This window comes from Thermosynechococcus sp. TG215, assembly GCF_031583455.1.
Taxonomy (GTDB): domain Bacteria; phylum Cyanobacteriota; class Cyanobacteriia; order Thermosynechococcales; family Thermosynechococcaceae; genus Thermosynechococcus.
The window spans coordinates 1,179,182-1,204,755 of record NZ_CP134178.1 but is presented as its reverse complement, the minus strand read 5'-3'; the positions used below and the strand labels follow the sequence as shown (position 1 = coordinate 1,204,755).

Here is a 25,574-nt window from a genome sequence, read left to right as displayed (position 1 = left end):
GCCAACGATGACACCCGAACTCCACGCCAAAATTGATCACCTCGTCAAAAGCAACAAAATCATTGTCTTTATGAAGGGCAGCAAGCTCATGCCCCAATGCGGGTTTTCCAACAATGCGGTGCAAATTTTGAATGCCCTCGGTGTTCCCTATGAAACGGTGGATGTCCTTGAGGATTTTGAGATTCGCCAAGGGATTAAGGAGTATTCCAACTGGCCAACGATTCCCCAAGTGTTTATCAATGGTGAGTTTATTGGTGGCTCGGACATTCTCATTGAGCTATACCAAAGTGGTGAATTGCAACAGCTGGTTGAGGTGGCCTTAGCTTCCTAGTTTTTTCTCACCTTCACTGACGCCCAAAATAAATCCCCCATTGCTGGGGGAGCTTCATCATCTGTTCAACAACCTTGACCGTTTGGCCGAGAAAGTGGCGGATTAGCCAAGGTTTACTTTGACGACGCGGTTTTTCTCTTCTTCCGCTTTCGGCAGGGTCAGGTGCAGGATGCCATCTTTGTATTCGGCTTTGACATCGGTGTTTTGAATCCGCACTGGCAGAGGAATGACCCGTTGGAATTTACCGTAGCGGAATTCGGTGCGTTTGATACCATTGCTTTCGCTTTGGCTTTCAGATTTGCGTTCACCACTGACAGAGACGGCATCCGCCGTCACTTGAATGTCGAGGTCTTTGGCCTCCATGCCGGGCAGTTCAATTTTTAGAAGCAAAGCATCAGGCGTTTCTTCGAGTTCGGCTGCCGGCAAGAAGCTGAGATCGCTGCGACGTTCGGTCAAGGGAATCAATTCATCAAATAGACGGTTCATTTGGCGTTGTAGCGCATCGATTTCGCGGAACGGTTCCCAACGAACGAGTGCCATACGCTGATCCTCCTGTATTTCTTAAGGTTTTAGATTGCCCACGGGATGATTTACAGAGAGAACAGCACCAACAATTAACTTTGTTTTTGTTTCCCTTGGTATTGCTTGGGCTTATTCCCTCTACCTACCTTCACTATAGAGGATGCAAGTCTTGATCCAAGTGGGGTTTAACGATCTCTCCAAGTTCCTTTTCCCGAACCTGTATTATCCTGATAGGGAAATTAAGGAAACATTAAACCTTGTTAGCCAAAAGGTTATCAACAGGGATTTCTTGCAGAATGGCTTGGGCGTTGGCGATCGCCAGTGTCCCCCGCAGAAAACCAATATTTGCCCCCGGACAGAGATAACTCAGGGACTTCTGCCGACAAAAGGCTTTTAATGTCTCAACACTGCGCAGTTGCCGCGGCCAGTGGAAGGTGGTCGCCGTTTTCATCGGTGCCAGTTCTCCCGTCGGCGTAGGGAGTAGGTGACGACCGCTAAAGAGAACACCCCCTTGGCCAGACCAATAGACACAGGCGCTGCCGGGGGAGTGACCGGGTGTCCAGAGGATTTCGAGGGTTTCACTAATCGCTAGATGGTGGTTAAACGGAGTTACGGTCACTTGGGGTAGAAGATAGGCTTCTTGACCATGGATGATTACTTCACAGTTAAAGGTGCGCTGCAGTTCACGAACGCGGGCGATCGCCCCTCGATGGGTAAGGATGAGGCGCTGAACGCCACCCTGCTCCCTGAGCCAATTTTGGCTGCTCTCTGTCCAAGGGGGGGAATCAATAAGGGTATTGCCATCATTTTCTACAATGAGATAAGCAGTGCCTCCCAGCGTCTCGCGGTTTGGTGGAAACCCGTAAACCATGGGCAATACAAGGCGGGGCGGTTTCTGTTGTTGAGCCACAGGGATCGAAATCATGACATGGATTTCCCTTATTGTATTGGGTTTGATCTTGGTCTTTATTGTCCGCCAGAGTGCTGCCCGTGTCAGTCAAACCCCTTGGTGGCTCCTATGGCTAGTGCTGATGTTGCCAGCATTTTTTATTGGGGGTTGGATGCTGCTTTTAGGGAATACCCCTGTGCCGTCGGGATGGTTGATCCTTGTTTTTGTCACCAGTTCGGTGCTCTATCTTGTGCTTTTGCGCCGAGGCCAGCCCTCCTTACCAGCGGCACCACCCACACCCCCACCGCCCACACCGACGGAAAATGGCAAGCTCCTCAATCAGGATGAAGAAACGCAATTGCAGAGCTGTTTCCCTTGGGGCATGTACTATCTGCAACAAATTGAGTATCGTCCGCAGGCGGTGATCTGCCGGGGGCAAATGCGCGGGGATGCGAACCAAGTCTATGAAACCGTGGAGCGCAATATTGCCCAACGCTTTGGCGATCGCTTTCTGGTCATGTTTCAAATGGGTTTGAGTAATAAGCCCTTTTTTGCTTTGATTCCCCGCGATCGCTTGCCCCAGCCCCAACAGCTTTTTCGTCCCGGCCTCAGCCTTGGACTATTGGCTTTAACGTTTCTGACGACAACGGTTGCTGGCTTGGCACTCGTGGCGCCTGAGCTGACGGCGGCGGAACTGCGACTCAATCCCAGTTTGCTCTGGCAGGGGTTGCCCTACAGTGTCAGTCTGCTGTTGATTTTGGGCATCCATGAACTGGGACACTTTGCCACTGCGTGGTATTACCGCGTCAAAGCAACGCTGCCCTACTTTATTCCTCTACCCTTTGCCATGGGCACACTGGGGGCCTTTATCCAGATGCGATCGCCCGTTCCCCATCGCCGTGCCCTCTTTGACATCAGTATGGCGGGTCCCCTTGCGGGATTGCTCGTGACCCTACCGATTCTAATTTGGGGACTACAGCAGTCCGAGGTGGTACAACTGCCCGCCAATGCTTCCGAGCAGCCCCTCAATCCCCAAGTGTTTAGTCCCCGCATTTCGATTCTCTTTGCCCTGATTGCCAAAGCCATTTTTGGCGCTGCCCTCAAGAGTGATAGTGCGCTACACCTCCATCCGATGGCAGTGGCGGGAGTGCTGGGCTTGGTGGTGACGGCTTTGAACTTGATGCCGGTGGGTCAATTGGATGGGGGGCACATTGTCCATGCGATGTATGGTCATCGGGCGGGGGCAGTCATTGGCCAAGTCAGCCGTTTACTGGTGCTGATTCTCTCCTTTATTCAACCGTGGCTCTTTGTCTGGGCTTTGATCCTGTTCTTTATGCCCGCCTTTGATGAACCTGCCCTCAATGATGTCAGTGAATTGGATAACTGGCGCGATGCCCTTGGCTTGATGGCACTGGTGTTGCTATTGCTCATTATTTTGCCGGTGCCGGCACCCCTGGGGGATTTGCTACTGCCGACACACCCAATGCCATAGGGGATGGCGTTGCCCCTGTTGACGAATGCGCAGGACTTGTTTTTCTAGGCGTTGCTGCCACTTGGGGGATCTGCCCCAGAAAATGTTGCGGGTCTGCCAGTAGAGAACGCTCAGGGTCATGCCAATGCACAGCGCCAAACCGATCGCCGGCAGCCGATTGAAGAGAATGCCATAACGCAACGCTGCCCACGTAAAATGCTCGCGCATCAGGCTAATTTCATAACGGAAGCCCCAGAGACTCAATGTGCCAACCGTCAGCCAAAGAAAGAGCACCACACTCCAGCGCATGAGAACGGTAAAGCGATGCAGGCGATCCACCTGCTGCCGAAATTCTGACTCAAGGCCTTGGGGCATTCGCGATCGCTCGTTAGCAGACATGTCTCTTCTCTATCGTATCTTTTTGCAGCTTTTTCATCATCTAATGTTGGTTTGAGAGGATCATTGGGCAGGGATTGCAAAGCCTCAATTTTATCTTTGTGGCACACTGTTGAGAAACAATGCCAGTGACAAGGAGCCTCCAATGCCAAGCGTGAGTTTACTGCGGGCAACATCCTATGACCTTGACCGTCTCAGTGCGTCCCTTGAGGAACTCCTAGCGCCCTTGGGGGGAATGGCGGCGATCGTCAAACCGGGCGATCGCGTGCTGCTCAAGCCGAACTTACTCACCGGCGCACGACCAAAACACGAATGCGTCACTCGCCCAGAACTGGTCTATTGCGTTGCCAAAATGGTGCAGGCGGTGGGGGGACAACCCTTCCTAGGGGATGGACCTGCCTTTGGCTCGGCATTGGGGGTCGCCCGCAACAATGGCTATTTGCCCTTTATTCAGGAATTGAATTTACCGGTCATTGAATTCCATGGCGATCGCTATGCTACAGACAATCCTGAATTTGCCCACCTGCGCCTGAGCAAAGAAGCGATGGCCGCCGATGTCGTCATTAACCTACCCAAGGTGAAATCCCATGTGCAACTCACCCTCACCCTTGGGGTCAAGAATCTCTTTGGCTGTGTCCCCGGCAAAATGAAGGCATGGTGGCATATGGAAGCGGGTAAGGATGCTGATCGCTTTGGCCGCATGCTCGTCGAAACTGCACGGGCGATCGCCCCCGACCTCACGATTGTGGATGGCATTATTGGCCATGAAGGCAATGGCCCCAGTGGGGGAACGCCGCGCCCCCTGAATATTTTGGGTGCCAGTCGTGATGTCTTTGCCCTCGATCGCGCCCTCGTGGCTATCCTGAATGTAGATCCTGAGCGCATTCCTACCCAACGTGCCGCCACCGCCCTTGGCTACAACTATGAGCTGAGTGAGATGACATTTCCCTTGGCACAGCCCCACGAATTAGCTGTTCGAGACTGGCAACTACCCCAGCAGATGATGCCCATTGACTTTGGTGCGCCGCGTGTCCTCAAGTCCACCTTCAAACACCTCTATATTCGCTGGATCAAGGAACCCCTAACCGCCTATAGCCAAAAGGTCTAAGTTCTCAGCGGGGACGCCCTTTGATAAGCTAGGAAAATGCTGTTGGGGAGAACCGTCCTTGAGCTTTGACTACGATCTCGTCATTATCGGTGCGGGTGTGGGGGGTCATGGGGCTGCCCTGCATGCCGTCAGCGTCGGTCTGAAAACGGCCATTGTCGAAGCCGCAGAAATGGGGGGCACCTGCGTCAATCGCGGCTGTATTCCCTCAAAAGCACTCCTTGCGGCAGCCGGACGGGTACGAGAACTGCGTCAAGCCAGTCATTGGCAAGCCTTGGGGATTCAACTGGGGCAGGTGAATGTGGATCGCGCGGGTGTGGCTGCCCATGCCGCCAATTTGGTACAAAAAATCCGCAGTGATCTGACAAACAGCCTCAAGCGCCTTGGCGTAGACACCCTTATTGGTCGGGGCAAAGTAGCGGGGTGTCAGAAAGTCAGCATTACCACCCCCACGGGTGAGAAAACGGTTACGGCCAAGGACATCATTATTGCCACCGGCTCAGTCCCTTGGGTTCCCCCCGGCATTGAAGTGGATGGCAAGACCGTTTATACCAGTGATGATGCCATTAAGCTGGATTGGTTGCCGCAGTGGGTAGCCATCATTGGCAGTGGCTATATTGGCCTAGAGTTTGCCGATATTTACACCGCCTTGGGTTGCGAAGTGACCATGATTGAGGCACTGGATCAACTCATGCCCACCTTTGATCCAGATATTGCCAAACAGGCACAGCGGGTCTTGATTGCCCCTCGCGACATTGAAACCTACAGCGGTACCCTAGCCAAGCGGGTGATTCCCGGTAGTCCAGTGGTCATTGAATTGGCGGATGCCAAAACCAAAGAAGTGGTGGATGTCCTAGAGGTGGATGCCTGCCTTGTGGCCACCGGTCGCATTCCCGCCACTCAAGATATTGGCCTAGAGAGTGTGGGCGTCAACACCGATAAGCGTGGCTTTATCCCCGTCAATGAGTATTTGGCAGTAACGAAAAAAGGGAAACCCGTTCCCCACCTGTGGGCGATCGGTGACGCCACGGGGAAGATGATGCTTGCCCATGCCGCTTCAGCGCAGGGGATTGCTGTTGTTGAAACCATTGTCGGGCGGCCGCGCCAAGTGGATTATCGCAGTATTCCTGCGGCGGCCTTTACCCATCCGGAAATGAGCTTTGTCGGCTTGACGGAACCCCAAGCCCGTGAGCTAGGGGAAAAAGAAGGCTTTGAGGTACAAGTGGCACGTACCTACTTTAAGGGCAACTCCAAGGCACTGGCGGAAACGGAAACCGATGGCCTCGCCAAGGTGATCTTCCGTGTGGATACGGGCGAGCTACTGGGGGCGCATATCTTTGGTCTCCATGCTTCGGATTTAATTCAAGAGGCCGCCAATGCCATTCGCGATCGCCAAACCGTGAGCCACTTAGCCTTTAATGTCCACACCCATCCCACCCTCTCGGAGGTGCTTGACGAAGCCTTTAAGCGTGCCCACGAGATGGTGAGCCACCGCTGAACTTGCTACGATAAAGTTTGGAGTCTTTCAGGAGTGGGTGATGACACAGGCCACACAACCCGCCAAGGGAATCATGATGACCGAAGCTGCCCTCAAGCACGTGCTTGAACTCCGCGATAAGCACGGCAAAGACCTATGTTTGCGGGTCGGCGTCAAAGGGGGTGGCTGCTCCGGCATGTCCTACACGATGGACTTTGAAGACCCCGCCAATATCCGTCCCGATGATGAAGTCTTTGACTATGATGGCTTCAAAGTGGTCTCCGATCCCAAGAGTATGCTCTACATCTATGGCTTGGTGCTCGACTACAGCAACGCCCTTATTGGTGGCGGCTTTAAGTTTACGAATCCCAATGCCACCCAAACCTGTGGCTGTGGTACCTCATTTTCTGCCTAAGGAGTTCTGCCCTTGACCACATCTCAACCGGTGAGTGACGTTGAACGTCAATTTGAGGCGGCGATCGCCCGCTACAAAGAAGGGACACCGCCTGGAGAACTGATTCCCACCTTCAAAGAGATTTGCCAGCGTGCTCAAAAAAGTAGCGCCGCTTGGACGTGCTTAGCGTGGCTCTATCTCCTCGATGACAAGCCCCAATCTGCCCTGAAGGCCGCCCAAAAAGCGGTCAAGCTAAATCCTGAAGACCCCCAAGCGCGCATTAACCTTGCGGTAGCGATGCTAGAAACAGGCCAAAAGGGGGTTCGTCCCCACATTGAATTGGCGCAAACTGTGGTTGCTGCTGTCGCTGAGCTACGCCAAGAGGTCATCGATAACTTTGCCGACGGCCTGCAGCGCAAACCCGATTGGGAGACCCTTGCCCGCGTCAAACAGTGGGTATTGGGGGGATAGCTATGGCACGGCTGCGGGACGTGATCAATTGGCTCTTGGTGGCGGATACCTTCTTTGTCTTGGCTAGCTTTGGCTGGTTTGTGGTTGCCCTTGTAGGGCGCTCCTTGGCGCTACCCCTTGGCTTTGATCTCTGGATCAGCCTCTGGGAACCCCTCTTTATGCCTGCGATTGGCATCTTGATGGCCGCCGCACTCATTAACGGTGCCCTGAGTTATGTGCAAAACCGCTGGCTGCTGCGCTCTGTTGGCAGTGACTTGCGATCGCGGGATTAATCCCTAAACTTGCTCTGCTTCCACATCTACCGTGGTGGTGATGTTGGGCGATCGCCGGCTTTTAATCCGCTCCACCAGCAATTGCGTTAGCTCACTGGCAAGGATCACCATGACCGTGACATCATCCAATTGACCGATGATCGGCACTAGATCGGGTGAAATATCCAGAGGACTGAGCAAATAGATCAAGCTGGCGGCAATGATCAACCAGCGATATTTAGGATGCCGCAACACATTCCGATACCAGTTGTAGAAGCCGCTCATGGCGTATCAACCTTGAATCCTGCTCCTATTCTGGCATAGGGACTCAATGGCCCTAGGTGGGGAAAACCGTCCGCGGTTAATCAAAGTAAAAGAGCGTCACCACCTTATGCTGCTCTTCCGCCAGTTCACAGGTTTGCAGCAGTGTGTGGCTATCGTGAAAAGCAAAACAAATCAGTTGCTGGCAGCGGGAAATAATTTCCTGATTGCAGAGGGAACTGGCTTCTGCGAGGGGCAGGTGATCGTTTTCGGGCTTCTCCACCAAGTGCATCACCTTATCCAGTTGTTGGCGGGACTCGCGAGGCTGGCGCTCAAGACTTTGGGGCAAGATCACCGTTAGCAAATTGGGGTCTGCCCGCATGGCTCCCCGAATTGCCGCTGCATTGGTTCCCACCGCACCTGAGGTCATCAAGCGGTTACCCGCCAGCACGAGGGCATAGCTCATCATTTCAATGAGGTGCTGATGTGTAATCGGGACGTGACGCGAGCCAAGGAGCGCAATCCGCTTCGGACCAGAGTCTTGGATTGTCGCTAATTCCTGCAAAAACTCATCAATTTGGGGGGAATCAATGCCCGGAAGATTCGTCGCCTGCGTCAAGAGCGTGTCTCATATGCTACGGAACGACGCTATTTTAGCATTTTGGCCTTCAATTCTAGTAGGGGTGAATCCAGTTACCAACTGCCCGAAGCCCCCCCACCTGAGGAATGCCCACCCTCATCATCACTGCGGCTCGAGTAACTGTCGTCATAGCTGGAGGAACTATTGAAAATAAACTTGACGATCGCAGAAATGATGCTGGAAGGAATAAGAATGATCAGACCAACAATGATGAAGATGCCCGTAATAATGTCCCCGCCGGCAGTGCTGGTGTAAGTTGAGGGGACAGAGCTACTGGAGGTGGTCAACTGATTGGTCCCCAGTTCATTGAGCAGAGCACGCACCCCATTCATGATGCCCTGCGCCATCTGGCCCCGGCGAAAGTCCGGCAGCATATAGCGATCAATCACGGTTTGCATGCGTGGGTTCCAACCACTGCCATAGGCACTGCCCAATTCAATCCGCACCTTGCGATCGCCAGGGGCAACCAACATCATCACGCCATCATTGCGCCAACGGCTACCCACGCCCCGATGGTTAAATAAATCCGTGGCAAAGGCTTCAAAACTTGAGTGTTGGTTGCTGTAATCGCGATAGGAAGGAATCGTTACCAGTAGGACTTGCTGATTCGTGCGTTGATGAAACGCTTGAAGTTCGGAGCGAACCTGTTCCCGCTGAGGATCCTCTAACACCTTCACTAGATCGTTGACGTAGGTATCGGGTAAATCAGGGAAGCGCACATAGGCTTGAATCGGCGACGGCGCCAGCGTCAACATCAAACCGGCCACCACAGAAAGGAGCGGCAACAAAGGGCGGTTTCGCCAGCGCAAAGTCATCATTTTTTTGAAGGGAGTGCGTCTTGAATCACAGTATAGCTTTTCTGCTCAAAAACATTCTCAATAATGTGTGTATTGATGACTAATTTATGACTAAGTTTGGTTTAAGAATAGATTAATTGTTTTTGATAGATAATTGACGCAGGCACTGGTCTGAGAGCATTAGAGAAATTGACAGGGTTGACGAATTGCCTGTGCCAATAACTGCCGATACTCGCGATCGCTGACAACATACGCCCCAAAGCGCTCAAGATGGGGATTTTGCAGTTGGGCATCAAACAGCAGAAAGCCGCGACGCCGCAGATGCTCCACCAGTTTCACCATCGCCACTTTCGAGCCGTCGGGGATGCGATAGAACATGGACTCGCCGATAAATGCGCCGCCAATCACAATACCGAGAATGCCCCCTGCCAGTTCATCGCCCTGCCACGTTTCAAAACTTACTGCCCAACCTGTGCCGTAAAGCAGATGGTACACGTCCTTAAGACGGGGTGTTATCCATGTACTCGGGCGATCGGCACACCCCTCAACCACAGCAGCAAAGTCCCGGTTAATCGCAACTTGAAAGCGATTTTGATTGAGCACTCGCTGCAAAGACTTCGGATAGCAAAACCGCTCATCGAGGGGAATCAATGCCCGCTGGCGGCTGGTGTACCACTCTAGGTGATCGCCTTCCCCCATGAGAAAGTAGCCTTCGGCATAGCCATCATCAATAAAGGTATCGCGTACCCACTCGGCCTCAGAAATCTCCATGCTGATAATCTGAACAATAGACACTTCACATTAACTCTAGTGTTGCCTATGCTACTCTCATTCTCGGCTGTCACGACAACCATTAGCCGTTACTGGCGCTGGTGTGTAGCATTGCTATTGGCCATCCTGTGGATTCTGCTCACCCCCACGGGGGCGATCGCCGAAGATTACACGAAAGAAGCCCTGATCAATATGGATTTTTCCGGGCGGGATCTGCGGGGGTCGGAATTCACAAAAGCCAACCTCTTCCACAGTAACCTCAGCCACACCAATCTTCAGGGGGTAAGCTTCTTTGGTGCCAACATGGAAACGGCTAACCTTGAAGGTGCCGATTTACGCTACGCCACATTGGACACCGCACGGCTGACCAAGGCCAATCTCACCAATGCCATCCTTGAAGGTGCCTTTGCCTTTAATACCAACTTTGACGATGCCATTATCACCGGTGCTGACTTTACCGATGTGGAACTGCGGGAAGACGCCCAACGCAAGCTCTGCAAGGTTGCCAGTGGCACTAATCCTGTGACGGGGCGCAAAACATGGGAAACGCTCCACTGTGAAGACTTTGCCACTTAATCCGTCTGCGTTTGCTCAGGATGATCCCCACGATTGTCCGTAGAACACGCTGCGCGATCGCCCGTGTCGGGAATTCTGATAAAGTATTACAAAAGTTAAGATTTATGACTAGAGTTTTTCATGAACGTTTTTATTGTTGGCGGTACGGGTACCCTAGGGCGGCAAATTGTGCGCCGCGCTTTAGATGAAGGACATCAGGTCTATTGTTTTGTCCGCAGTCCAGCCAAAGCCACGTTTCTGCGGGAATGGGGCGCCACCATTCTTCAGGGAAACCTCTGTGCTGCTGACAGTATTCTTGAGGCATTGCAGTACGCCAAGGCCTCAGTGGTCATTGATGCCTCTGCCACTCGCCCCACCGATACCCTAACCATCGAAGCAGTGGATTGGCAAGGCAAAGTCAACTTGATTCAGGCTGCCCAAGCTGCTGATATTGAGCACCTGATCTTTTTCTCGATTATGGGAGCGCAGGACTATCCCCACGTGCCCCTGATGCAAATCAAACACTGTACCGAAGACTTCTTGCGCGAATCAGGGCTAAACTACACGATCCTGCGTCCCTGTGGCTTCTTTCAGGGCTTGATTGGCCAATATGCGATCCCGATTCTGGAAAATCAATCCATTTGGGTTTTGGGAGAGTCCACCGCCATTGCCTACATGGATACTCAGGACGTGGCCAAATTTGCCGTGCGTGCCATTGATCGGCCTGCCACCTATGGCAAAACCTTTGATCTAGCGGGCACCCGCGCTTGGACAGCCGATGAAATTATTAAGCTATGTGAAAATCTCTCAGGGCAGGAGGCAAAAATTACTCGCTTGCCCATTGGGGTTTTGCGAGCCGCACGGCAGGCCACCCAGTGGTTTCAGTGGACATGGAACATTAGCGATCGCCTTGCCTTTACGGAAGTGATTGCCAGTGGTCAAGTCTTCAATGCCCCGATGGAGGAAGTCTATCGCACCTTTGACCTCGATCCCAGCGAAACCCTGACCCTTGAGGCCTATTTACAGGACTATTTCACCCGAATTCTGCGTAAACTCAAAGAATTGGATTACGAAAAAGCCAAACAGAAAAAATCTGGACGCAAAAAACGCAGTCCCTTTAAGTCCACCCCCTAGGAGTTGCTGTGAAGGCGGGGATCATCTACAACGAAGGCAAACCCCTTGCGGTCGAATTGGCTACCCATGTCCGTCAAATCTTAGAGCTTCAGGGCTGGGAAGTGCACATGGCCACGGGGATTGGTGGCATTCTTGGCTATTCCCGTCCCGATAGTCCCGTCTGCCATACCCCCATTGATCAACTGGTGCCCCCCGGCTTTGATGCTTCCATGGCCTTTGCGGTTGTTCTTGGCGGCGATGGCACTGTGCTTTCTGCCTTTCGCCAGTTGGCTCCCTGTGAGATTCCGCTGCTCACCATCAACACCGGCCACTTGGGCTTTCTCACCGAGGGCTATGTCGCCGATTTAGAACCTGCCCTTGATCAAGTGCTGCGCGGCGACTACACGATTGAAGATCGCACGATGCTCACGGTTCAAGTTCTCCGCGATCAAACCGTTATTTGGGAAGCCCTCTCCCTCAATGAAATGGTGATCCACAAAGAACCCCTGACAGGAATGTGCCACTTTGAAGTGGATGTGGGTGCCCATGCCCGCGTGGATATTGCTGCTGATGGCTTGATTCTCTCCACCCCCACCGGTTCTACGGCCTATGCCCTCTCGGCGGGTGGCCCTGTGATTACCCCCGGTGTGGCGGCTTTACAATTGGTGCCCATTTGTCCCCACTCTTTAGCCTCCCGTGCCCTTGTCTTTGCCAACAGCGAACCAGTGTGGATCTATCCGGCGAACCCCTTCAAGCATCTCATTCTGGTGGTGGATGGCAATGCGGGCTGCTACATTCAGCCGGAGGATCAAGTTTTTGTACAACGTGCCCCCTACCGTGCCCGCTTCATTCGCCTGCGTGCGCCAGAATTCTTCCATGTGCTGCGGCAAAAACTGGGCTGGGGACTGCCCCATGTGGCCAAACCACGCCCCAAGAATAGTCAAGAATAGTCCAAATCCCTGGGGCAAATGGTCTCGAAGGAACCCCCGATGACGACAGCAGCCGAACGGATTCAACAACTGCGGCACCTGCTCCAGCGGGCGAGCTACGCCTACTATGCCCTCGATCAGCCGATCATGGAAGATGAAGTCTATGACCAGCTCTATCGCGAACTGCAGGAACTCGAAGCGGCTCATCCTGAGTACATCACCCCCGACAGCCCTACCCAGCGGGTCGGCGAAGCTCCCGTCAGTCAATTTGAGAGTGTCAGCCATCGCATTCCCCTCTATAGCCTCGAAAATGCCTTTACCTTTGCCGATATGGTGGCGTGGCAGGAACGCTGGCAGCGCTATTGGCGTAGCCTACGGCGAGAGGAGCCAATTCCCCCGACGGAATATGTCTGCGAACTCAAAATGGATGGCGTGGCCCTTGCTTTGACCTATGAAAACGGGTTATTGGTGCGGGGGGCAACTCGGGGCGATGGCCAACGCGGTGAGGATATTACCAGCAATGTGCGCACGATTCGCACCATTCCCCTGCGGCTAGCTATCGAGAACCCACCACCAATCGTTGAAGTTCGTGGGGAAGCTTTTTTGCCTTTGGCGCGATTCCATCAACTCAACCAAGAACGCCAAGCCCAAGGAGAAGCTCCCTTTGCTAATCCCCGTAATGCCGCCGCCGGTACTCTCCGTCAACTGGATCCGCGCATTGTTGCCCAACGCCAACTGGACTTCTTTGCCTATGCGCTGCATTTACCTGAAGGGGGTAGCGTTCCTTGGGATGAGAACCAAGCAGGGGAACCCCAATCGCAGCGGCAAGTGCTCAATGCGCTGCAACGCCTTGGCTTTCGGGTCAATCCCCACAATGCCGACTGCCCTGACCTAGAGGCGGTGAAAGCCTACTACGACCACTGGCAAACCGCCCGCCACCAACTGCCTTATCTGACCGATGGCATTGTGGTCAAGCTCAATGATTTAACGCTGCAACAGACCCTTGGGTTTACGCAAAAGTTTCCCCGCGGCTGTGTTGCTTGGAAGTACGAACCAGAGCAGGCCATTACTGATGTGGTGGCCATTACCATTCAAGTGGGACGCACGGGTGCGCTCACCCCAGTCGCTGAACTGGTGCCAGTGCAATTAGCGGGTACCACGGTATCACGGGCAACGCTGCACAATGCAGACTACATTGCCGAATTGGATTTGCACATTGGCGATAAGGTGGTGATCCACAAAGCCGGCGAAATCATTCCAGAGATTGTGCGGGTCTTTCCCGAATTGCGATCGCCAACGGCTCAACCCTTTACGATGCCCACCGTGTGTCCTGAATGTCATCAGCCGGTGGTGCGCCCTGCCAACGAAGCGGTGAGTCGCTGTGTCAATCCGCGGTGTCCGGCGATCGTGCGCGGCCAAATCCTCCACTGGGCAAGTCGGGATGCCTTGGATATTCAAGGGTTAGGGGAAAAGCTAGTACAGCAATTGGTGGCCAAGGAGTTGGTGCACACTCCGGCGGATCTCTATCGCCTGACGGCAGCACAACTGTTGCGCCTCGAGCGCATGGGTCAAAAGTCCGCTGCTAAATTGTTGCAGGCGATCGCCGACTCGAAAGAACAACCGTGGCCACGGGTGCTCTATGGCCTAGGCATCCGCCATGTGGGGAGTGTCAATGCCCAAGTGCTTGCCGATCAATTCAAGTCTGTTGAGGAGCTGGCCGCTGCTACCGTCGCCGATCTGTGTGGGGTCTATGGCATTGGTCAGGAAATTGCCCAAGCGGTTCACGAGTGGTTCCAAGACCCAGCGCACCAAACCCTCATTGCTGATCTCAAAGCCTTGGGGCTACAACTGGCGGCGGCGATCGCCACTGCACCAACGACTGGACAATCCCTTGCGGGCAAACGTTTTGTGATTACAGGCACCCTGCCCAGCCTCACCCGTGAAGCAGCCAAAACGCTGATCCAGCAATATGGCGGTCAAGTGAGTGAGAGTGTCAGTCGGCAAACGGATTATCTAGTGGTGGGCGAAAAAGCGGGGAGTAAACTGCGACGCGCTCAAGAATTGGGCATCCCCTGCATCAATGAAACAGAACTTATAGAAATGTGTCGTTAGACAAAAAATCAGTGGGAGTGCGGAGCCACGACCCTGAAAAATCTTTTAGCCTAAAAAGTGTGGCTGCTCAGTACCTAACGTTCAAGCACAATAGGGGGCAATTCGCTGATCTATGGTTTCTGTCACGCCGTCTCGACCTGCTGGGAGTGCCAATGCTATGACCCGTGCTCAGGACTATCAGCATCAGTTACACCAAACTCATCCGATGCGCACCAATCACTATAGCTTGCGGGACTATCTGCAATTTGATCGCCAACGGGGCAGCATTACCGACTGGTATGATCAGCGGATCGCTCTAGCGACAGAAGACTTTGTCATTGGCCTAGTGGAAGGTCTCGAAGAGGAAGTTGGCCCTGCCTCTGCCCTCGTCATGTACAAAATTGGCGAAGAGTGGGGCAAACGCGATGCGGTTGTCTTTAAGCAACACTTTGAGCAGGAGTACCAGCGCGAACTACGCAAGGCCGCCTTGACATTTATTCTCGAGGCTTGGTGGTGGCCTTTGACAACCCTAGGCTGGGGCAACTGGGAAGTGGATCTCACGGAGCAAAAGAATGGTTTTATGTTCATCAATATCTTTGACTCCGTGGTGGCGCGCACCCTTGGGGATGTGGGTAAGCCCGTCTGCTACATCTATGCTGGTCTGTTTGCGGGCTTCTTTACGGGATTGATTCAAAAGCCCCTGAGTTGTATCGAGTTGCAGTGCTATGCCATGGGGGAAACCTACTGTAAGTTTCTCGTTGGTAAACAGGATCGCATTGATGCTGCTGCCTTCTGGCAAAACGAAGGGGCTACGGCACGGGATATTGAAAAACGCCTGCGCCAAGGGGAGTTGGTGAAACGATAAGCCACAAGCGAGTGTGTTCATTTATTTTCTAGCGAGGGTTGCCCTATGTTCCGTCAGTTGAATCACTTAACTGTTGTTGCCGATGGTCGCTATGCCCGGGCCGAGGAATTAGATTTTCTGCGGGAGTACTTGGCCTCGGTGGAGAGTCGCATCAGTGCCTACGAAAAAATCCGCACTGAGGCGGAAATGATGGCGGATAAAATTCAATCCATGCAAAAGGCAGAAAATCCCCGCTGCTTCCATTTCATCAATGGCGATCGCTCAGAAATTTGCCGTCGTGATTTAGTGGATACCATTCGTCTGTGTGCCTCGGCCATGCTTTTTGCGGAGTTGGACTTGCTGCGGGATAATTTCTTACTTTGGTACCGCACCATTGTCAAATCCTTTAACTACGAAGCAACTGCCTCCTCCACCTATGGCAAGTACCTGCCGAATATGATAAAGCAACTGCTCACGCCCGAAGAACAACGGGTGATGCAGCCTGTCCTTGCCCTCGGCAGTTCAATTTTGTCAGAATAGAGTTGTTGTGGGGTGGGACTGATGCTGCGTCAACTAGAAAAACTCAGCCTTGAGGCCGATGGCCGCTATGCCAGTGCCAAGGAACTGGAATTTCTCAGAAATTATCTAGCAGCAGCGGAGCAGCGCATTCGTGCCTACGAAAAAATCCGCGATGCTGAAGAGAAAATCCTAGATCAGGTGGAGCAGCAACTGCGCGCCAAAAGTCCCCATATTTTCCGTAAGGGCAATCACGACTATTCCGCCGTGTGTCGGCGCGATCGCAAGCATGTACTACGCCTAGCGGCAGCGGCGATGTTATTTGCCGATTTGGATGCCCTGCGGGATGGCTTCTTGCTGTGGTACCGCACGATCATTAAGGCCTTCAAGGATGAGAAGGTGGCACAAGTAACGTACCAAGTCCTGCCCCAAGTGGTCAATCAAGTGCTCTCGGGTGAGGAAACACCGTTAATGCAGCCTGTGATGGCACTGACCCAGTCCATCCTAGGGGAATAGACTCACCCCACTCAGCAGTGTGGCAAAAATGCGCTAGCCTAGAAGCACCGATTGCACGGGGCAATTTATCACTCCTGCGATCGCCTTTGGCGTACCATTGGTATTCGCCGCTATAGTATTACTAAGATTCATTGGGATACACAAAGGCATGACCATATCGGCGCAATTGCTGCAACGGGCAGATTTGATCGGTACACAGATAATTACCCGTGATACTGGTCGGAAGTTAGGCGTCATTAATCAAGTTTGGGTCGATATTGACCAGCGGCAAGTGGTGGCCTTGGGGGTACGCAATACCCTCTTTACAGGGGAGCAACGCTACATTCTTCTCGACAGTATTCGCCAAATTGGCGATGTCATTCTCGTTGAGCACGATGATGATGTCACCGAAGCTCTCAATACCTACAACTACAGCACACTGATTGATAGTGAGATTGTCACCGAAACCGGCGAAGTGCTGGGTAAGGTACGGGGCTTTAAGTTTGATCCTGAAACGGGCGACATTACGGATTTGATTTTAGCTTCCATTGGCTTGCCTTGGATTCCGGCGCAACTGATTAGCACCTACGAGTTGCCCATTGAGGAAATTGTCAGCACCGGCCCTGATCGCATTATTGTCTTTGAAGGGGCAGAAACCCGCCTGCGGCAATTAACAGTGGGTCTCTTAGAACGGGTCGGCTTGGGGGCACCCCCTTGGGAAAGCGACGAGGACGAGTACTATCAGCCCGTTACGCCGAGCAGTAATCAATTGCCCTCCGGAGCGCGATCGCCCGTCTATCCCCCCCAACGCAGCCGCAGTGATTACGAAGCCGATTGGGAAACCGCTCCCCGGCGTCGGCGTCGCCAGCCCGAGTATGTGGAGTATGAGGAGGAGTATGAGTATGAAGAGCGTCCCCGCTCGCGTCAAGTTAAACCTCCAGCTCAAGCCATGCCCGTAGAACTGCCGGAATCGGAACCCACTGCCGATCCTTGGGAAGAGCAACAACCGATTCGCCTTGAGCAGCGGCAGAAGCAAGAGGAATACGATCACGAATAGTCGGGAATAGTCCACGATGGCCTATGTCCCACTGGCCACGGTACTTCAGCAATGGCAGCAGGCTCCTGAATGGCAGCAGCCGCAGCGGTTCTTGCGTCTCTTGGAGCAGTGGCCGCAGCTCGTGGGGGCGGTCGTCGCTGAGCACGCTGTTCCTGTGGAACTCACCAGTCAAGGGGTTTTGCATGTGGCCGTTGCCAGTAGTACTTGGGCGCACCATCTGATGTTCTCGCGATCGCCCCTCATGGTCAAAATTCAGCAGACCCTTGGCATTGTCCTCAGCGATATTCGCTTTTCCAATCGGGACTGGCACCCCCAACGCTCGGCGATCGCTAGCCATGAGGCCTTACCGAAAGTCGGGCATCTTCCCAATGTGACACCTGCCGCCACTCCCCAAGAGGCTTTTCAACGATGGCAAGCCCAAGTGCGTCAGCGATCGCGAGACTATCCCCTCTGCCCCCGCTGTCAGTGCCCTACACCCATCAAAGAATTGCAGCGCTGGGGACTCTGTGGCCTGTGTTATATGCGGCCAGCCTAGATGCCAGAGCCGTTGAGAAACTCCTCAATGGGGCGATCGCTGAGGCGGCAGGCTTGACCTTGGGAGGCTTGCAAATGTCCTTGCGCCAGAGCAGGCACCTTTTCCTGCTGTTGCAGTGTTTGCACCTGTTTCTCTAGGAGTTCAATGCGATCCAAGAGATAGCGAATTGCTTCGGCCTCAGAGTCTGGCAGTTGACCGTGTTCCAAGGGGGCAATTTTGGCACCTGCACGATAGACAATTCGCCCGGGAATCCCCACCACGGTACAATCCGAGGGCACATCCCGCAGCACCACAGACCCCGCGCCAATGCGCACATTGTCCCCAATCGTGAGGTTGCCCAACACCTTTGCCCCAGCACCGACAACCACATTTTCACCGAGGGTAGGGTGCCGCTTTCCCGTTTCTTTACCGGTACCGCCGAGGGTCACTCCCTGATAAATCAAACAGTAATTGCCCACAATCGCAGTCTCGCCAATGACGACCCCCATGCCGTGATCAATGAAAACGCCCTTGCCAATCGTGGCGCCGGGGTGAATTTCAATCCCCGTCAGCAGGCGAGCAATGTGAGAAATAAAGCGGGGGATAAAGGGAATACCCCGCCGCCAAAGCCAGTGGCTCAACCGATGGAGAACAATGGCCTGAAGTCCGGGATAACAAAAAACAACCTCTAACCAATTGCGGGCAGCGGGATCCCGCTCAAAGATAATTTGGAAATCTGCTTTGAGGGTGCTGAGCACACGCGGCTCCTTGGCAGTGATGCAACCTAAACAGCAGTTTTGATCTTAGCGGATTTTGCCAAGGTCTAAGAGGCTTCAGGAGGCCACCAAAGGGGACGGTTGGGATCGCCGAGTGCGCTGTAGGCCATATTCGAGGGCTTCGGCAACCGCTTGGTAGGAGGCTTCAATGATATTGGCAGAGACACCCACTGTTGCCCAGCGATCGCGCCCATTACTGGATTCCACCAGCACCCGTGTTTTGGCTGCCGTGCCGGCATGGCCATCTAAAATCCGCACCTTGTAGTCCGTGAGGTGAAACTCGGCAATCTCTGGATAGAAGGACATCAAGGCCTTGCGCAGCGCCTGATCCAATGCCGAGACAGGACCATTGCCCTCTGCCGCCGTGAGCATCTCCTCCCCATTGACTTCAACTTTGACCGTGGCCAGAGACTGGCTGCGAATCGTGGCCTCCAGTTGACGTGAATCGGTGCGGCAAAAGACATCAAAGCCCTTGAGGGTAAAGGGTCGCTGGCGTTGCCCTAGAACCTCCTGAATCAGGAGTTCAAAACTCGCTTCCGCCGCTTCAAATTGATAGCCTTCGCTTTCGAGATGCTTAATCCGCTCCAAAATTGTCCGACTCAGGGGATGCTGCCGATCCAACTCAAAGCCAAGTTCACTGGTTTTCGCCAAAATATTGCTGATGCCCGCCTGCTCAGAAATAATAATGCGCCGTTGATTGCCCACCCAATGCGGCTCAATATGCTCGTAGGTACGGGGGTTGCGCTGCACGGCACTGACGTGAATTCCCCCCTTATGGGCAAAGGCCGACAGCCCCACGTAGGGCGCGTGATCATCGGGGGCAAGGTTGACAATTTCACTCACGTGGCGGCTCACTTCTGTGAGGGTTGCCAACTGCTCTGGGGTGACACAGTCATAGCCCAGTTTCAATTGCAGATTGGGAATCAGGGTGCACAGATTGGCATTGCCGCAGCGTTCGCCATAGCCATTGATCGTTCCCTGCACCATTCGCACCCCCGCTTGAACCGCCGCAAGGGCATTGGCTACGGCTGTGCCAGCATCGTTGTGGGTGTGAATGCCCAAGCAGTCCAAGGCACCAAAATGCGCCACCACCTCGGCGACCACTGCCTGAATTTGATGGGGCAGACAACCGCCATTGGTATCGCAGAGAACTAACCAATCGGCACCCGCCGCTAAAGCGGTTTCAAGGGTTTGTAGCGCATAGTCGGGGTTGGCAAAGTAACCGTCAAACCAATGTTCGGCATCGTAGATCACCCGTCGCCCATGGGATTTCAGGAACTGAATGGAATCGGCAATCATGGCGCAGTTTTCGGCCAAGGTGGTCTTGAGGCCGTCGGTGACATGCAGATCCCAAGATTTGCCAAAGAGTGTCACCCAACGGGTACCGGCCGCTAGAATCGGCTCAAACATTGGCTCTTCTGCGGCCTTGCGGCCGGGGCGACGAGTAGCACAAAAAGCAACGATTTCTGCCTGTTGGAGGGGCGTTTCCTGCAACTGCCAAAAAAACTGTACGTCCTTGGGATTGGCGCCCGGCCAGCCCCCCTCAATAAAAGGAATCCCTAGGCGATCCAGTTGACGAGCAATCCGCAGTTTATCTTCGAGGGAGAGGGAAAGACCTTCCCGCTGGGCACCATCACGCAGGGTGGTATCGTACAGCCAAATTTTCACTGTGCTGACTCTCCCTTGGGACGCTCATAGTCATTGGCGTAGGCTTGCAGCAAAGAACTGACTTGGGAAAAGACCTCTTTGCCGGAGGTTTTGCCGATGGCCGATCGCTCCGGATGAAATTGTGGCCGTGCCATGCTGCGGTTAATGGCCTCTTGGACTTGGGCGCGAATCAGATCCATGAGTTCCTCTTCAGCCCGCTGGCGTTGATACTGTGCGCCCTCTTCGGTTGTGGCGTAGAGCGGGGGAAGGCGGTTGAGGGCGTAGGCGGCAATATCTCCCAAATCAAGGGCGCATTCTTGCTCCGCTTCAATGGCGGCAATGCGGGTAATTGCCTCGGTGAGCACCAATTCTTCCATGACGTTGATAAATTGCTTGCGGGGAACCGCCACCACTTGCCCCGTCAAGAGAGCACCCATAAGGCGATCCAACGCCATATAGTCTTCCACGGAGAGTTCGGTGGCTTTGTCGCAAATGCGTCCGACTTCTGCCTCCTGCGTTGGTGTGAGATAACCATTGCGCAGTGCTTGTTCAACAATCTCTTGAATCCCCATACGTGTTTCCGCTGTAATTGCTGTAGGGGCACTCCCCCACTCAAATTTAGTATATGCCGAGGAACTGCCAAGGGCAGGGGCAATTTTGCACTGTAGGTAGTCCATATTTTAGAAAAAGGCGGTAACGCTAAGATAACGATGAGAACTGTTGCAAAGAACTGCCAAATCCTACGAAATCTTCATACCTGTATAGCCAAGTGGTAAAATTGTCGTAGGAAATAATTAAAGGCTAGCAGTCGCCCACATCATTCTCATTTCTTCTTCTGTTGCAGCCTATGGTTGTTTGGTTGTCATCTTTTTTACATACCGTAGAGCCATTACTAGTACCAATTTGTTTTTGTGTTGCTTGGCTGCTGCTGGCAATCATGGTGTGGAATGTGTGGCAATTCACCCAAGAAGGGCTGGCGATCGCCCGCCGTCTGCATCAAATTCCCTGTTCGCGCTGTCGTTTCTTTTCAGGAGACTACCGCCTCAAGTGTTCCCTACATCCCGATTGGGCAGCTACTGAAGCCGCCATTCAATGTCCCGATTATCATTTTGAATAAAGGACTGAGAGACCAAATTTATTCCTACAGGGAGTTGGAAGAGGGATCACCTTGTTACCACAGTATCCACAATTGGTCATCTCCACAGAGGCCAGCACCTATATCGTCCCTCTTACCCAAGGCAATTCATGGGTGATTGGTCGAGGTAAAGACTGCACAATTGTTTTGGCGGATCGCTGGTCTTCCCGTCGCCATGCCATGATTCAGCGTCTGGATAATGATGATTATTATCTCATTGATTTGGGGAGTCGCAATGGCTGTGTGCTGAATGGTCAAATGATTCAGGTGCCGACGCTCCTCAAAACGGGCGATCGCTTTATTATCGGCAAAACAACCCTTGAATTTCGTACCGATGAGGCTGTCTCCACCACCCCGCCGGATGCTCCTCTTGCCCTTCAACCCACCATTCTCATCATTCAACCCCCCGGCATTCAAGTACAAATTTGGCAAGAATTGCTGCGTAGTCAGGGGTTAGAAGTTATCGTTGAATCGGGGCAAATCAATAGCCGCCGCATTATTAGTGATTTTGTGACCGTGATGCAGCGCAACCCTGACCTGTTGCTCCTTGATTCGCAACTGGAAACCCCGGATATTGGTAACCTTTTGAATTGGATCAAGGCAACCTATCCCAAGCTGCGCAGTTTCATTATTGACCGCTACGACAACCACATTTCCCCCATGCAGCGACAATGGGCAGTAGAACATGGGGCAATTGATTGGCTGCCCGCACTGCCCGATGAAAATCTCACCATGTTTGGGGCAGAAATTGCGGCTCAATTACGGCGCATTCTCAAGGCCTTGGGACGCAACAAACTAGAGCAAGACAAGCTCGCAGTGGCTCTCTTGAATCTGCAATTGGCGACCAATGATGATTTGCCCTCCCAGTTGCTCAGTGAGTATGTCAATCGTCCGCCCTTTCCCCCTGAATAGTTGGCAGTTGATCCACCTGAAAATACTGGTGAAAGCGCTCAGTGACTTGGAGGATGTAGGAGCGACTTTGGCTATCCCGCCGCCGCTGAATAAACCCAAGGGTGAGGAGTTCTTGAATGTGTTGGTAGGCACTGGATCCCCGCAGTTCAATCACCTCTGCTTGGCGCATGGGGCCACGAAAAGCAATCAGGGCTAATGTGCGCTGTGCCGCAACCCCCAATTCAACGGGGACAAGGGACTGAACCAATTCTTGAAAGGCGGGCTTGAGTTGCAGGCTGTATCTATCGTCAATTTGGACAATTTCAAGGGCCGTTTGGCGATGGGCATAGTCGTTGAGTAGCTCAATCAGTGCCAGTTCAACGGCCTCAGGAGCAGTGGCGGCGAGGGTTGCTAGTTCAGAAAGGGTGAGGGGCTGCGCCTTCAGGTAGAGAATGGCCTCCACCCGCATCGTTAATGTACGCAGGTCAGTGTCCCTTTGCATAGCTATTGCCAGCGGAACAGGGCAGCTCCCCAAGTTAACCCCGCACCAAAGCCAGCGGTGGCAATTAAGTCTCCGGGTTGAATATGCCCCTGTTGAATCGGAGCCGTCAGGGCAAGGGGAATTGAGGCGGCTGAGGTATTGCCACACTGCCCCACATTGCTAATCACCTTTTCCTGAGGAATGCCCAAACGCTCAGCCACAGCGTCAAGAATGCGTTGGTTTGCCTGATGCAGCACCAGCCAATCAATGTCCTCAGCCGTACAGGCAGCGCGGTGGAGAGCTTTTTCAATCACTTCGGGAACTTGGGTGACGGCAAAGCGATAAACTTCACGGCCATTCATGGCAATGGGGGCAAAGCCCCCTTGGGCGATCGCCAGCTGCTCCCCTAGAGATTGAGGGGTTCCGGCAAAGGCAAGGGTGAGGTGCTCATTGAGACGGCCATCACTGCGCAGCTCAAAGCTCAAAAGCTGATCCACGTCACTCGCTTGCAACACCATTGCGCCGGCGCCATCGCCAAAGAGAATGCAGGTGCGGCGATCGCCCCAATCCACCCAGCGCGACAGAATATCACCACCAATGACCAAGGCACTGCGGTAGGCACCGGTGCGCAAATACTGAGCCGCCGTAACCAAGGCAAAAAGGAAGCCAGAACAGGCAGCCGTTAAGTCAAAAGCCACGGCATTTAGCGCACCAATGCGAGTTTGCACCAAGCAGGCGGTGCCAAAGAGATCATCGGGCGTAGAGGTAGCCAAGATGATTAAATCGACTGCTGTGGGTTCTAGGCCGGCCATCTGTAGGGCTGCGCCTGCCGCTTCGCTGGCCAAATCCACAAGGCGCTGGTCAGGAGCTGCCACGTGCCGTTCTTGAATGCCGGTACGGGATTGAATCCACTCATCAGACGTATCCACAAGGGCACTGAGGTGGGCATTGGTCAAGCATTGACGGGGGATTGCCGCGCCCACGCCGCTAAATTTAACGCCCTGCACAGCCACTAAGCCTGATCCTCAACGGCAACGGCATGCTGGTAACAAGCTTGAATCCGCTCTGAAACGCGATGATCCACCGCTTCTTTGGCCAAGCGAATGGCATTAAAAATCGAAGGTGCTTGGGAACTGCCATGGCTAATGATGCAGATGCCATCCACGCCCAAGAGGAGGCCACCGCCATGTTCGGCATGATCAATGCGCTGTTTAATTTTGCGGAGATTGGGACGCAGCAGCGCCGTACCCAGTTGCCCGCGCCAGCCCCGAGGTAGCTCTTCGCGGAGAATTTGGACGAGGACACTACCCAAGGATTCAGCAAATTTAAGCAGAACATTGCCAACAAAGCCATCACAGACCACGACATCAAATTGTCCCGACAGGACATCGCGGCCTTCGGCATTGCCCAAAAAGGAGATTTGGCGATTTTGCCGCAGCAGTTGATGTGCCTTTAGGGCCAGATCATTGCCTTTGCAGTCCTCTTCGCCAATATTAAGCAAGCCCACCTTGGGATCTTCGACATCCAAGACGTACTGGCTGTAGATCGAACCCATGACCGCAAATTGCTCAAGGTATTTCGGGCGGCAGTCCACATTGGCACCGACATCGAGGACAAGAACGGATTTGCCGGGGATGAGGGTGGGTAAGACGGCACCAATGGCGGGGCGATCAATGCCAGGGAGTCGACCCAAGCGCAATAGCGCCGCAGCCATCGCTGCCCCTGAGTGACCAGCGGAAACAACCGCATCAGCCGCACCCGCTTTGACCAGATCCATCGCCACGTTAATTGAGGCCTTGGGTTTCTTTTTCAGGGCGGTCAGGGGTTCTTCCCCCATTTCCACAACATCACTCGCTTCGACAATTTGGGGCTTGGCTGTGGGGGCATGTTCATTGAGGTAGCGCTGAATGGGCACCGGATCACCCACAAGGAGGATATCGGCGTCTAATTCTTCACTGGCTCTGAGGGCACCGGCAACAATCTCATCGGGAGCATAGTCACCCCCCATGGCATCCACAGCAATCCGTGCACGAGTCATTGGCTGAACTCTTACGAGAAAATCCTTCAGAATTTTAGCAGATGACAGCCCTTTTCCTAAGAATGGCCAACAGCCAACACCGTCGGAATCAGTGTAGGACAGCCTTGGATGCAACTTCTAGGGATGGAACCCTAGATCAGTGCCTGTGCCGTTGTGGACATGGGCCAGTTGTTCATACTTACGGGCATGCTGACGTAGATCGGCGGCCTCAGTGTCACTCACTTCCCGCACCACCTTAGCGGGAATGCCCACAACCAAAGAGCGGGGGGGGACATCTTTGCTCACCACTGCCCCTGCACCGACAATACTGCCCGCTCCAACTCGAACGCCATTGAGAATCACGGCGCCAATGCCAATTAAGCAGCCATCTTCCACGGTTGCGCCATGAATCACCGCGCGATGCCCAACCGTCACCTCTTCCCCAAGGATCGTGGGTTGTCCCGGATCACCATGGAGGATGACGCCATCTTGAACATTGGTGTGGGCACCAATCTCGATGTACGCCACGTCACCGCGTAAAACAGCGCCATACCAAATGCTACAGCCTTCACCCAAGCGGACATCGCCAACAAGGGTGGCATTGGGGGCAATAAAGGCAGCGCGATCGCTGGCAACGGGGGGCCAAAAAGCACTAGGGGTAGTGATTACCATGGTTGATTCCAAGCATCAAAAAGCTAAACGACAGTTGCCAAATTGCGGGTAGGCCTGAAATGGGC

At 53.6% G+C, this 25,574-nt stretch carries 32 protein-coding genes; 18 read left to right on the top strand and 14 right to left on the bottom strand.

The annotated features are described in order from the left end of the window. Positions 1-7: 7 nt before the first annotated feature. Positions 8-331: a Grx4 family monothiol glutaredoxin gene (grxD, locus tag RHJ02_RS05680; RefSeq protein ID WP_181496364.1), complete on the top strand. Its 324-nt coding sequence runs from the start codon at positions 8-10 to the stop codon at positions 329-331. 102 nt (positions 332-433) lie between these two features. On the opposite strand, the gene RHJ02_RS05675 is transcribed toward grxD, so the two are convergent. Together RHJ02_RS05675 and RHJ02_RS05670 are read right to left on the bottom strand one after the other, a co-directional pair. Continuing rightward, positions 434-871, bottom strand: a complete 438-nt coding sequence (locus RHJ02_RS05675) for an Hsp20/alpha crystallin family protein (protein ID WP_206201444.1) — start codon at positions 869-871, stop codon at positions 434-436. Positions 872-1,103: 232 nt separating this feature from the next. Then, positions 1,104-1,778 (bottom strand): MBL fold metallo-hydrolase, encoded by a 675-nt coding sequence (locus RHJ02_RS05670; protein WP_206201443.1) that lies wholly within the window; start codon positions 1,776-1,778, stop codon positions 1,104-1,106. Between RHJ02_RS05670 and RHJ02_RS05665 the strand changes: the two genes are divergently transcribed. Next, complete coding sequence (locus tag RHJ02_RS05665) at positions 1,777-3,234, top strand: site-2 protease family protein (RefSeq protein WP_310800546.1); 1,458 nt, start codon at positions 1,777-1,779, stop codon at positions 3,232-3,234. The two genes, RHJ02_RS05670 and RHJ02_RS05665, sit on opposite strands and share 2 nt — an antisense overlap. On the opposite strand, the gene RHJ02_RS05660 is transcribed toward RHJ02_RS05665, so the two are convergent. Continuing rightward, positions 3,208-3,612, bottom strand: a complete 405-nt coding sequence (locus RHJ02_RS05660; protein ID WP_149817595.1) for a hypothetical protein — start codon at positions 3,610-3,612, stop codon at positions 3,208-3,210. The genes RHJ02_RS05665 and RHJ02_RS05660 overlap by 27 nt on opposite strands. A 142-nt stretch (positions 3,613-3,754) precedes the next feature. Here RHJ02_RS05660 and RHJ02_RS05655 point away from each other — a divergent pair, with 142 nt between their 5' ends. From RHJ02_RS05655 to RHJ02_RS05635, 5 genes are read left to right on the top strand one after another with little or no spacing between them, the layout of a single operon-like run. Beyond that, positions 3,755-4,717: a DUF362 domain-containing protein gene (locus RHJ02_RS05655; protein WP_206201441.1), complete on the top strand. Its 963-nt coding sequence runs from the start codon at positions 3,755-3,757 to the stop codon at positions 4,715-4,717. A 58-nt stretch (positions 4,718-4,775) separates the two neighbouring features. Next, the gene (gene lpdA, locus RHJ02_RS05650; RefSeq protein ID WP_302676517.1) at positions 4,776-6,212 is read left to right on the top strand and encodes a dihydrolipoyl dehydrogenase; all 1,437 of its coding nucleotides are present in this window, start codon (positions 4,776-4,778) and stop codon (positions 6,210-6,212) included. 40 nt (positions 6,213-6,252) lie between these two features. Further along, complete coding sequence (locus RHJ02_RS05645) at positions 6,253-6,606, top strand: iron-sulfur cluster assembly accessory protein (RefSeq protein WP_206201439.1); 354 nt, start codon at positions 6,253-6,255, stop codon at positions 6,604-6,606. Positions 6,607-6,618: 12 nt separating this feature from the next. Then, positions 6,619-7,056 (top strand): tetratricopeptide repeat protein, encoded by a 438-nt coding sequence (locus tag RHJ02_RS05640; protein WP_310743500.1) that lies wholly within the window; start codon positions 6,619-6,621, stop codon positions 7,054-7,056. 2 nt (positions 7,057-7,058) lie between these two features. Beyond that, positions 7,059-7,328 carry a hypothetical protein gene (locus RHJ02_RS05635; protein ID WP_206201438.1) on the top strand — a complete coding sequence of 90 codons (270 nt, stop codon included), beginning with the start codon at positions 7,059-7,061 and terminating at the stop codon, positions 7,326-7,328. 3 nt (positions 7,329-7,331) lie between these two features. On the opposite strand, the gene RHJ02_RS05630 is transcribed toward RHJ02_RS05635, so the two are convergent. The 4 genes from RHJ02_RS05630 to aat all read right to left on the bottom strand — a co-directional run bounded on the left by RHJ02_RS05630 (position 7,332) and on the right by aat (position 9,776). Next, on the bottom strand, positions 7,332-7,592 hold the full coding sequence (locus RHJ02_RS05630) for a YkvA family protein (protein WP_206201437.1): 261 nt from the start codon (positions 7,590-7,592) through the stop codon (positions 7,332-7,334). Between the two features lie 76 nt (positions 7,593-7,668). After that, positions 7,669-8,187: a hypothetical protein gene (locus RHJ02_RS05625; protein WP_024125793.1), complete on the bottom strand. Its 519-nt coding sequence runs from the start codon at positions 8,185-8,187 to the stop codon at positions 7,669-7,671. A 74-nt stretch (positions 8,188-8,261) separates the two neighbouring features. Continuing rightward, positions 8,262-8,996 (bottom strand): TPM domain-containing protein, encoded by a 735-nt coding sequence (locus tag RHJ02_RS05620; RefSeq protein ID WP_310453437.1) that lies wholly within the window; start codon positions 8,994-8,996, stop codon positions 8,262-8,264. A gap of 189 nt (positions 8,997-9,185) precedes the next feature. Continuing rightward, positions 9,186-9,776 carry a leucyl/phenylalanyl-tRNA--protein transferase gene (gene aat / locus RHJ02_RS05615; RefSeq protein WP_206201435.1) on the bottom strand — a complete coding sequence of 197 codons (591 nt, stop codon included), beginning with the start codon at positions 9,774-9,776 and terminating at the stop codon, positions 9,186-9,188. 48 nt (positions 9,777-9,824) lie between these two features. Between aat and RHJ02_RS05610 the strand changes: the two genes are divergently transcribed. The 9 genes from RHJ02_RS05610 (at position 9,825) to RHJ02_RS05570 (ending at position 17,911) form a co-directional block, all read left to right on the top strand. Further along, positions 9,825-10,352 carry a pentapeptide repeat-containing protein gene (locus tag RHJ02_RS05610; RefSeq protein WP_225901668.1) on the top strand — a complete coding sequence of 176 codons (528 nt, stop codon included), beginning with the start codon at positions 9,825-9,827 and terminating at the stop codon, positions 10,350-10,352. Between the two features lie 120 nt (positions 10,353-10,472). Then, on the top strand, positions 10,473-11,465 hold the full coding sequence (locus RHJ02_RS05605; protein ID WP_149817603.1) for an NAD(P)H-binding protein: 993 nt from the start codon (positions 10,473-10,475) through the stop codon (positions 11,463-11,465). Between the two features lie 8 nt (positions 11,466-11,473). After that, positions 11,474-12,394 carry an NAD(+) kinase gene (locus RHJ02_RS05600; protein WP_206201433.1) on the top strand — a complete coding sequence of 307 codons (921 nt, stop codon included), beginning with the start codon at positions 11,474-11,476 and terminating at the stop codon, positions 12,392-12,394. A gap of 18 nt (positions 12,395-12,412) precedes the next feature. Then, complete coding sequence (ligA, locus tag RHJ02_RS05595) at positions 12,413-14,485, top strand: NAD-dependent DNA ligase LigA (protein ID WP_206201432.1); 2,073 nt, start codon at positions 12,413-12,415, stop codon at positions 14,483-14,485. Positions 14,486-14,597: 112 nt separating this feature from the next. Then, on the top strand, positions 14,598-15,329 hold the full coding sequence (locus tag RHJ02_RS05590) for a V4R domain-containing protein (protein WP_399378953.1): 732 nt from the start codon (positions 14,598-14,600) through the stop codon (positions 15,327-15,329). A 45-nt stretch (positions 15,330-15,374) separates the two neighbouring features. Beyond that, positions 15,375-15,848 carry an allophycocyanin gene (locus tag RHJ02_RS05585; protein WP_302676524.1) on the top strand — a complete coding sequence of 158 codons (474 nt, stop codon included), beginning with the start codon at positions 15,375-15,377 and terminating at the stop codon, positions 15,846-15,848. Between the two features lie 21 nt (positions 15,849-15,869). Further along, on the top strand, positions 15,870-16,340 hold the full coding sequence (locus tag RHJ02_RS05580) for an allophycocyanin (protein WP_302676525.1): 471 nt from the start codon (positions 15,870-15,872) through the stop codon (positions 16,338-16,340). A gap of 148 nt (positions 16,341-16,488) precedes the next feature. Continuing rightward, the gene (locus RHJ02_RS05575) at positions 16,489-17,376 is read left to right on the top strand and encodes a PRC-barrel domain-containing protein (protein ID WP_225901667.1); all 888 of its coding nucleotides are present in this window, start codon (positions 16,489-16,491) and stop codon (positions 17,374-17,376) included. Positions 17,377-17,392: 16 nt separating this feature from the next. Then, positions 17,393-17,911 (top strand): DUF721 domain-containing protein, encoded by a 519-nt coding sequence (locus RHJ02_RS05570; protein ID WP_302679064.1) that lies wholly within the window; start codon positions 17,393-17,395, stop codon positions 17,909-17,911. Here RHJ02_RS05570 and cysE read toward each other — a convergent pair. The 3 genes from cysE to RHJ02_RS05555 form a co-directional block, all read right to left on the bottom strand. Next, the gene (gene cysE, locus RHJ02_RS05565) at positions 17,908-18,648 is read right to left on the bottom strand and encodes a serine O-acetyltransferase (protein ID WP_149817618.1); all 741 of its coding nucleotides are present in this window, start codon (positions 18,646-18,648) and stop codon (positions 17,908-17,910) included. The two genes, RHJ02_RS05570 and cysE, sit on opposite strands and share 4 nt — an antisense overlap. A gap of 75 nt (positions 18,649-18,723) precedes the next feature. Then, the gene (gene cimA / locus RHJ02_RS05560) at positions 18,724-20,334 is read right to left on the bottom strand and encodes a citramalate synthase (protein ID WP_206201427.1); all 1,611 of its coding nucleotides are present in this window, start codon (positions 20,332-20,334) and stop codon (positions 18,724-18,726) included. After that, positions 20,331-20,885 (bottom strand): late competence development ComFB family protein, encoded by a 555-nt coding sequence (locus RHJ02_RS05555; protein ID WP_206201625.1) that lies wholly within the window; start codon positions 20,883-20,885, stop codon positions 20,331-20,333. The genes cimA and RHJ02_RS05555 overlap by 4 nt, the downstream gene beginning before the upstream one ends. A gap of 365 nt (positions 20,886-21,250) precedes the next feature. Here RHJ02_RS05555 and RHJ02_RS05550 point away from each other — a divergent pair, with 365 nt between their 5' ends. Together RHJ02_RS05550 and RHJ02_RS05545 are read left to right on the top strand one after the other, a co-directional pair. Further along, on the top strand, positions 21,251-21,430 hold the full coding sequence (locus RHJ02_RS05550; protein ID WP_255521510.1) for a hypothetical protein: 180 nt from the start codon (positions 21,251-21,253) through the stop codon (positions 21,428-21,430). A gap of 51 nt (positions 21,431-21,481) precedes the next feature. Further along, positions 21,482-22,360: an FHA domain-containing protein gene (locus RHJ02_RS05545; RefSeq protein ID WP_225901666.1), complete on the top strand. Its 879-nt coding sequence runs from the start codon at positions 21,482-21,484 to the stop codon at positions 22,358-22,360. Here RHJ02_RS05545 and scpB read toward each other — a convergent pair. The 4 genes from scpB to RHJ02_RS05525 form a co-directional block, all read right to left on the bottom strand. Beyond that, positions 22,332-22,841, bottom strand: coding sequence for an SMC-Scp complex subunit ScpB (gene scpB / locus RHJ02_RS05540; RefSeq protein ID WP_206201425.1), 510 nt, complete (start codon positions 22,839-22,841; stop codon positions 22,332-22,334). The two genes, RHJ02_RS05545 and scpB, sit on opposite strands and share 29 nt — an antisense overlap. A gap of 2 nt (positions 22,842-22,843) precedes the next feature. Further along, positions 22,844-23,833 carry a beta-ketoacyl-ACP synthase III gene (locus tag RHJ02_RS05535; protein ID WP_206201424.1) on the bottom strand — a complete coding sequence of 330 codons (990 nt, stop codon included), beginning with the start codon at positions 23,831-23,833 and terminating at the stop codon, positions 22,844-22,846. Continuing rightward, positions 23,833-24,858 carry a phosphate acyltransferase PlsX gene (gene plsX / locus RHJ02_RS05530; RefSeq protein WP_149817628.1) on the bottom strand — a complete coding sequence of 342 codons (1,026 nt, stop codon included), beginning with the start codon at positions 24,856-24,858 and terminating at the stop codon, positions 23,833-23,835. The genes RHJ02_RS05535 and plsX overlap by 1 nt, the downstream gene beginning before the upstream one ends. 117 nt (positions 24,859-24,975) lie before the next feature. After that, entirely contained in the window at positions 24,976-25,509 is a 534-nt protein-coding gene (locus RHJ02_RS05525; protein ID WP_206201422.1) for a gamma carbonic anhydrase family protein, read from the bottom strand. Positions 25,510-25,574: the final 65 nt, after the last annotated feature.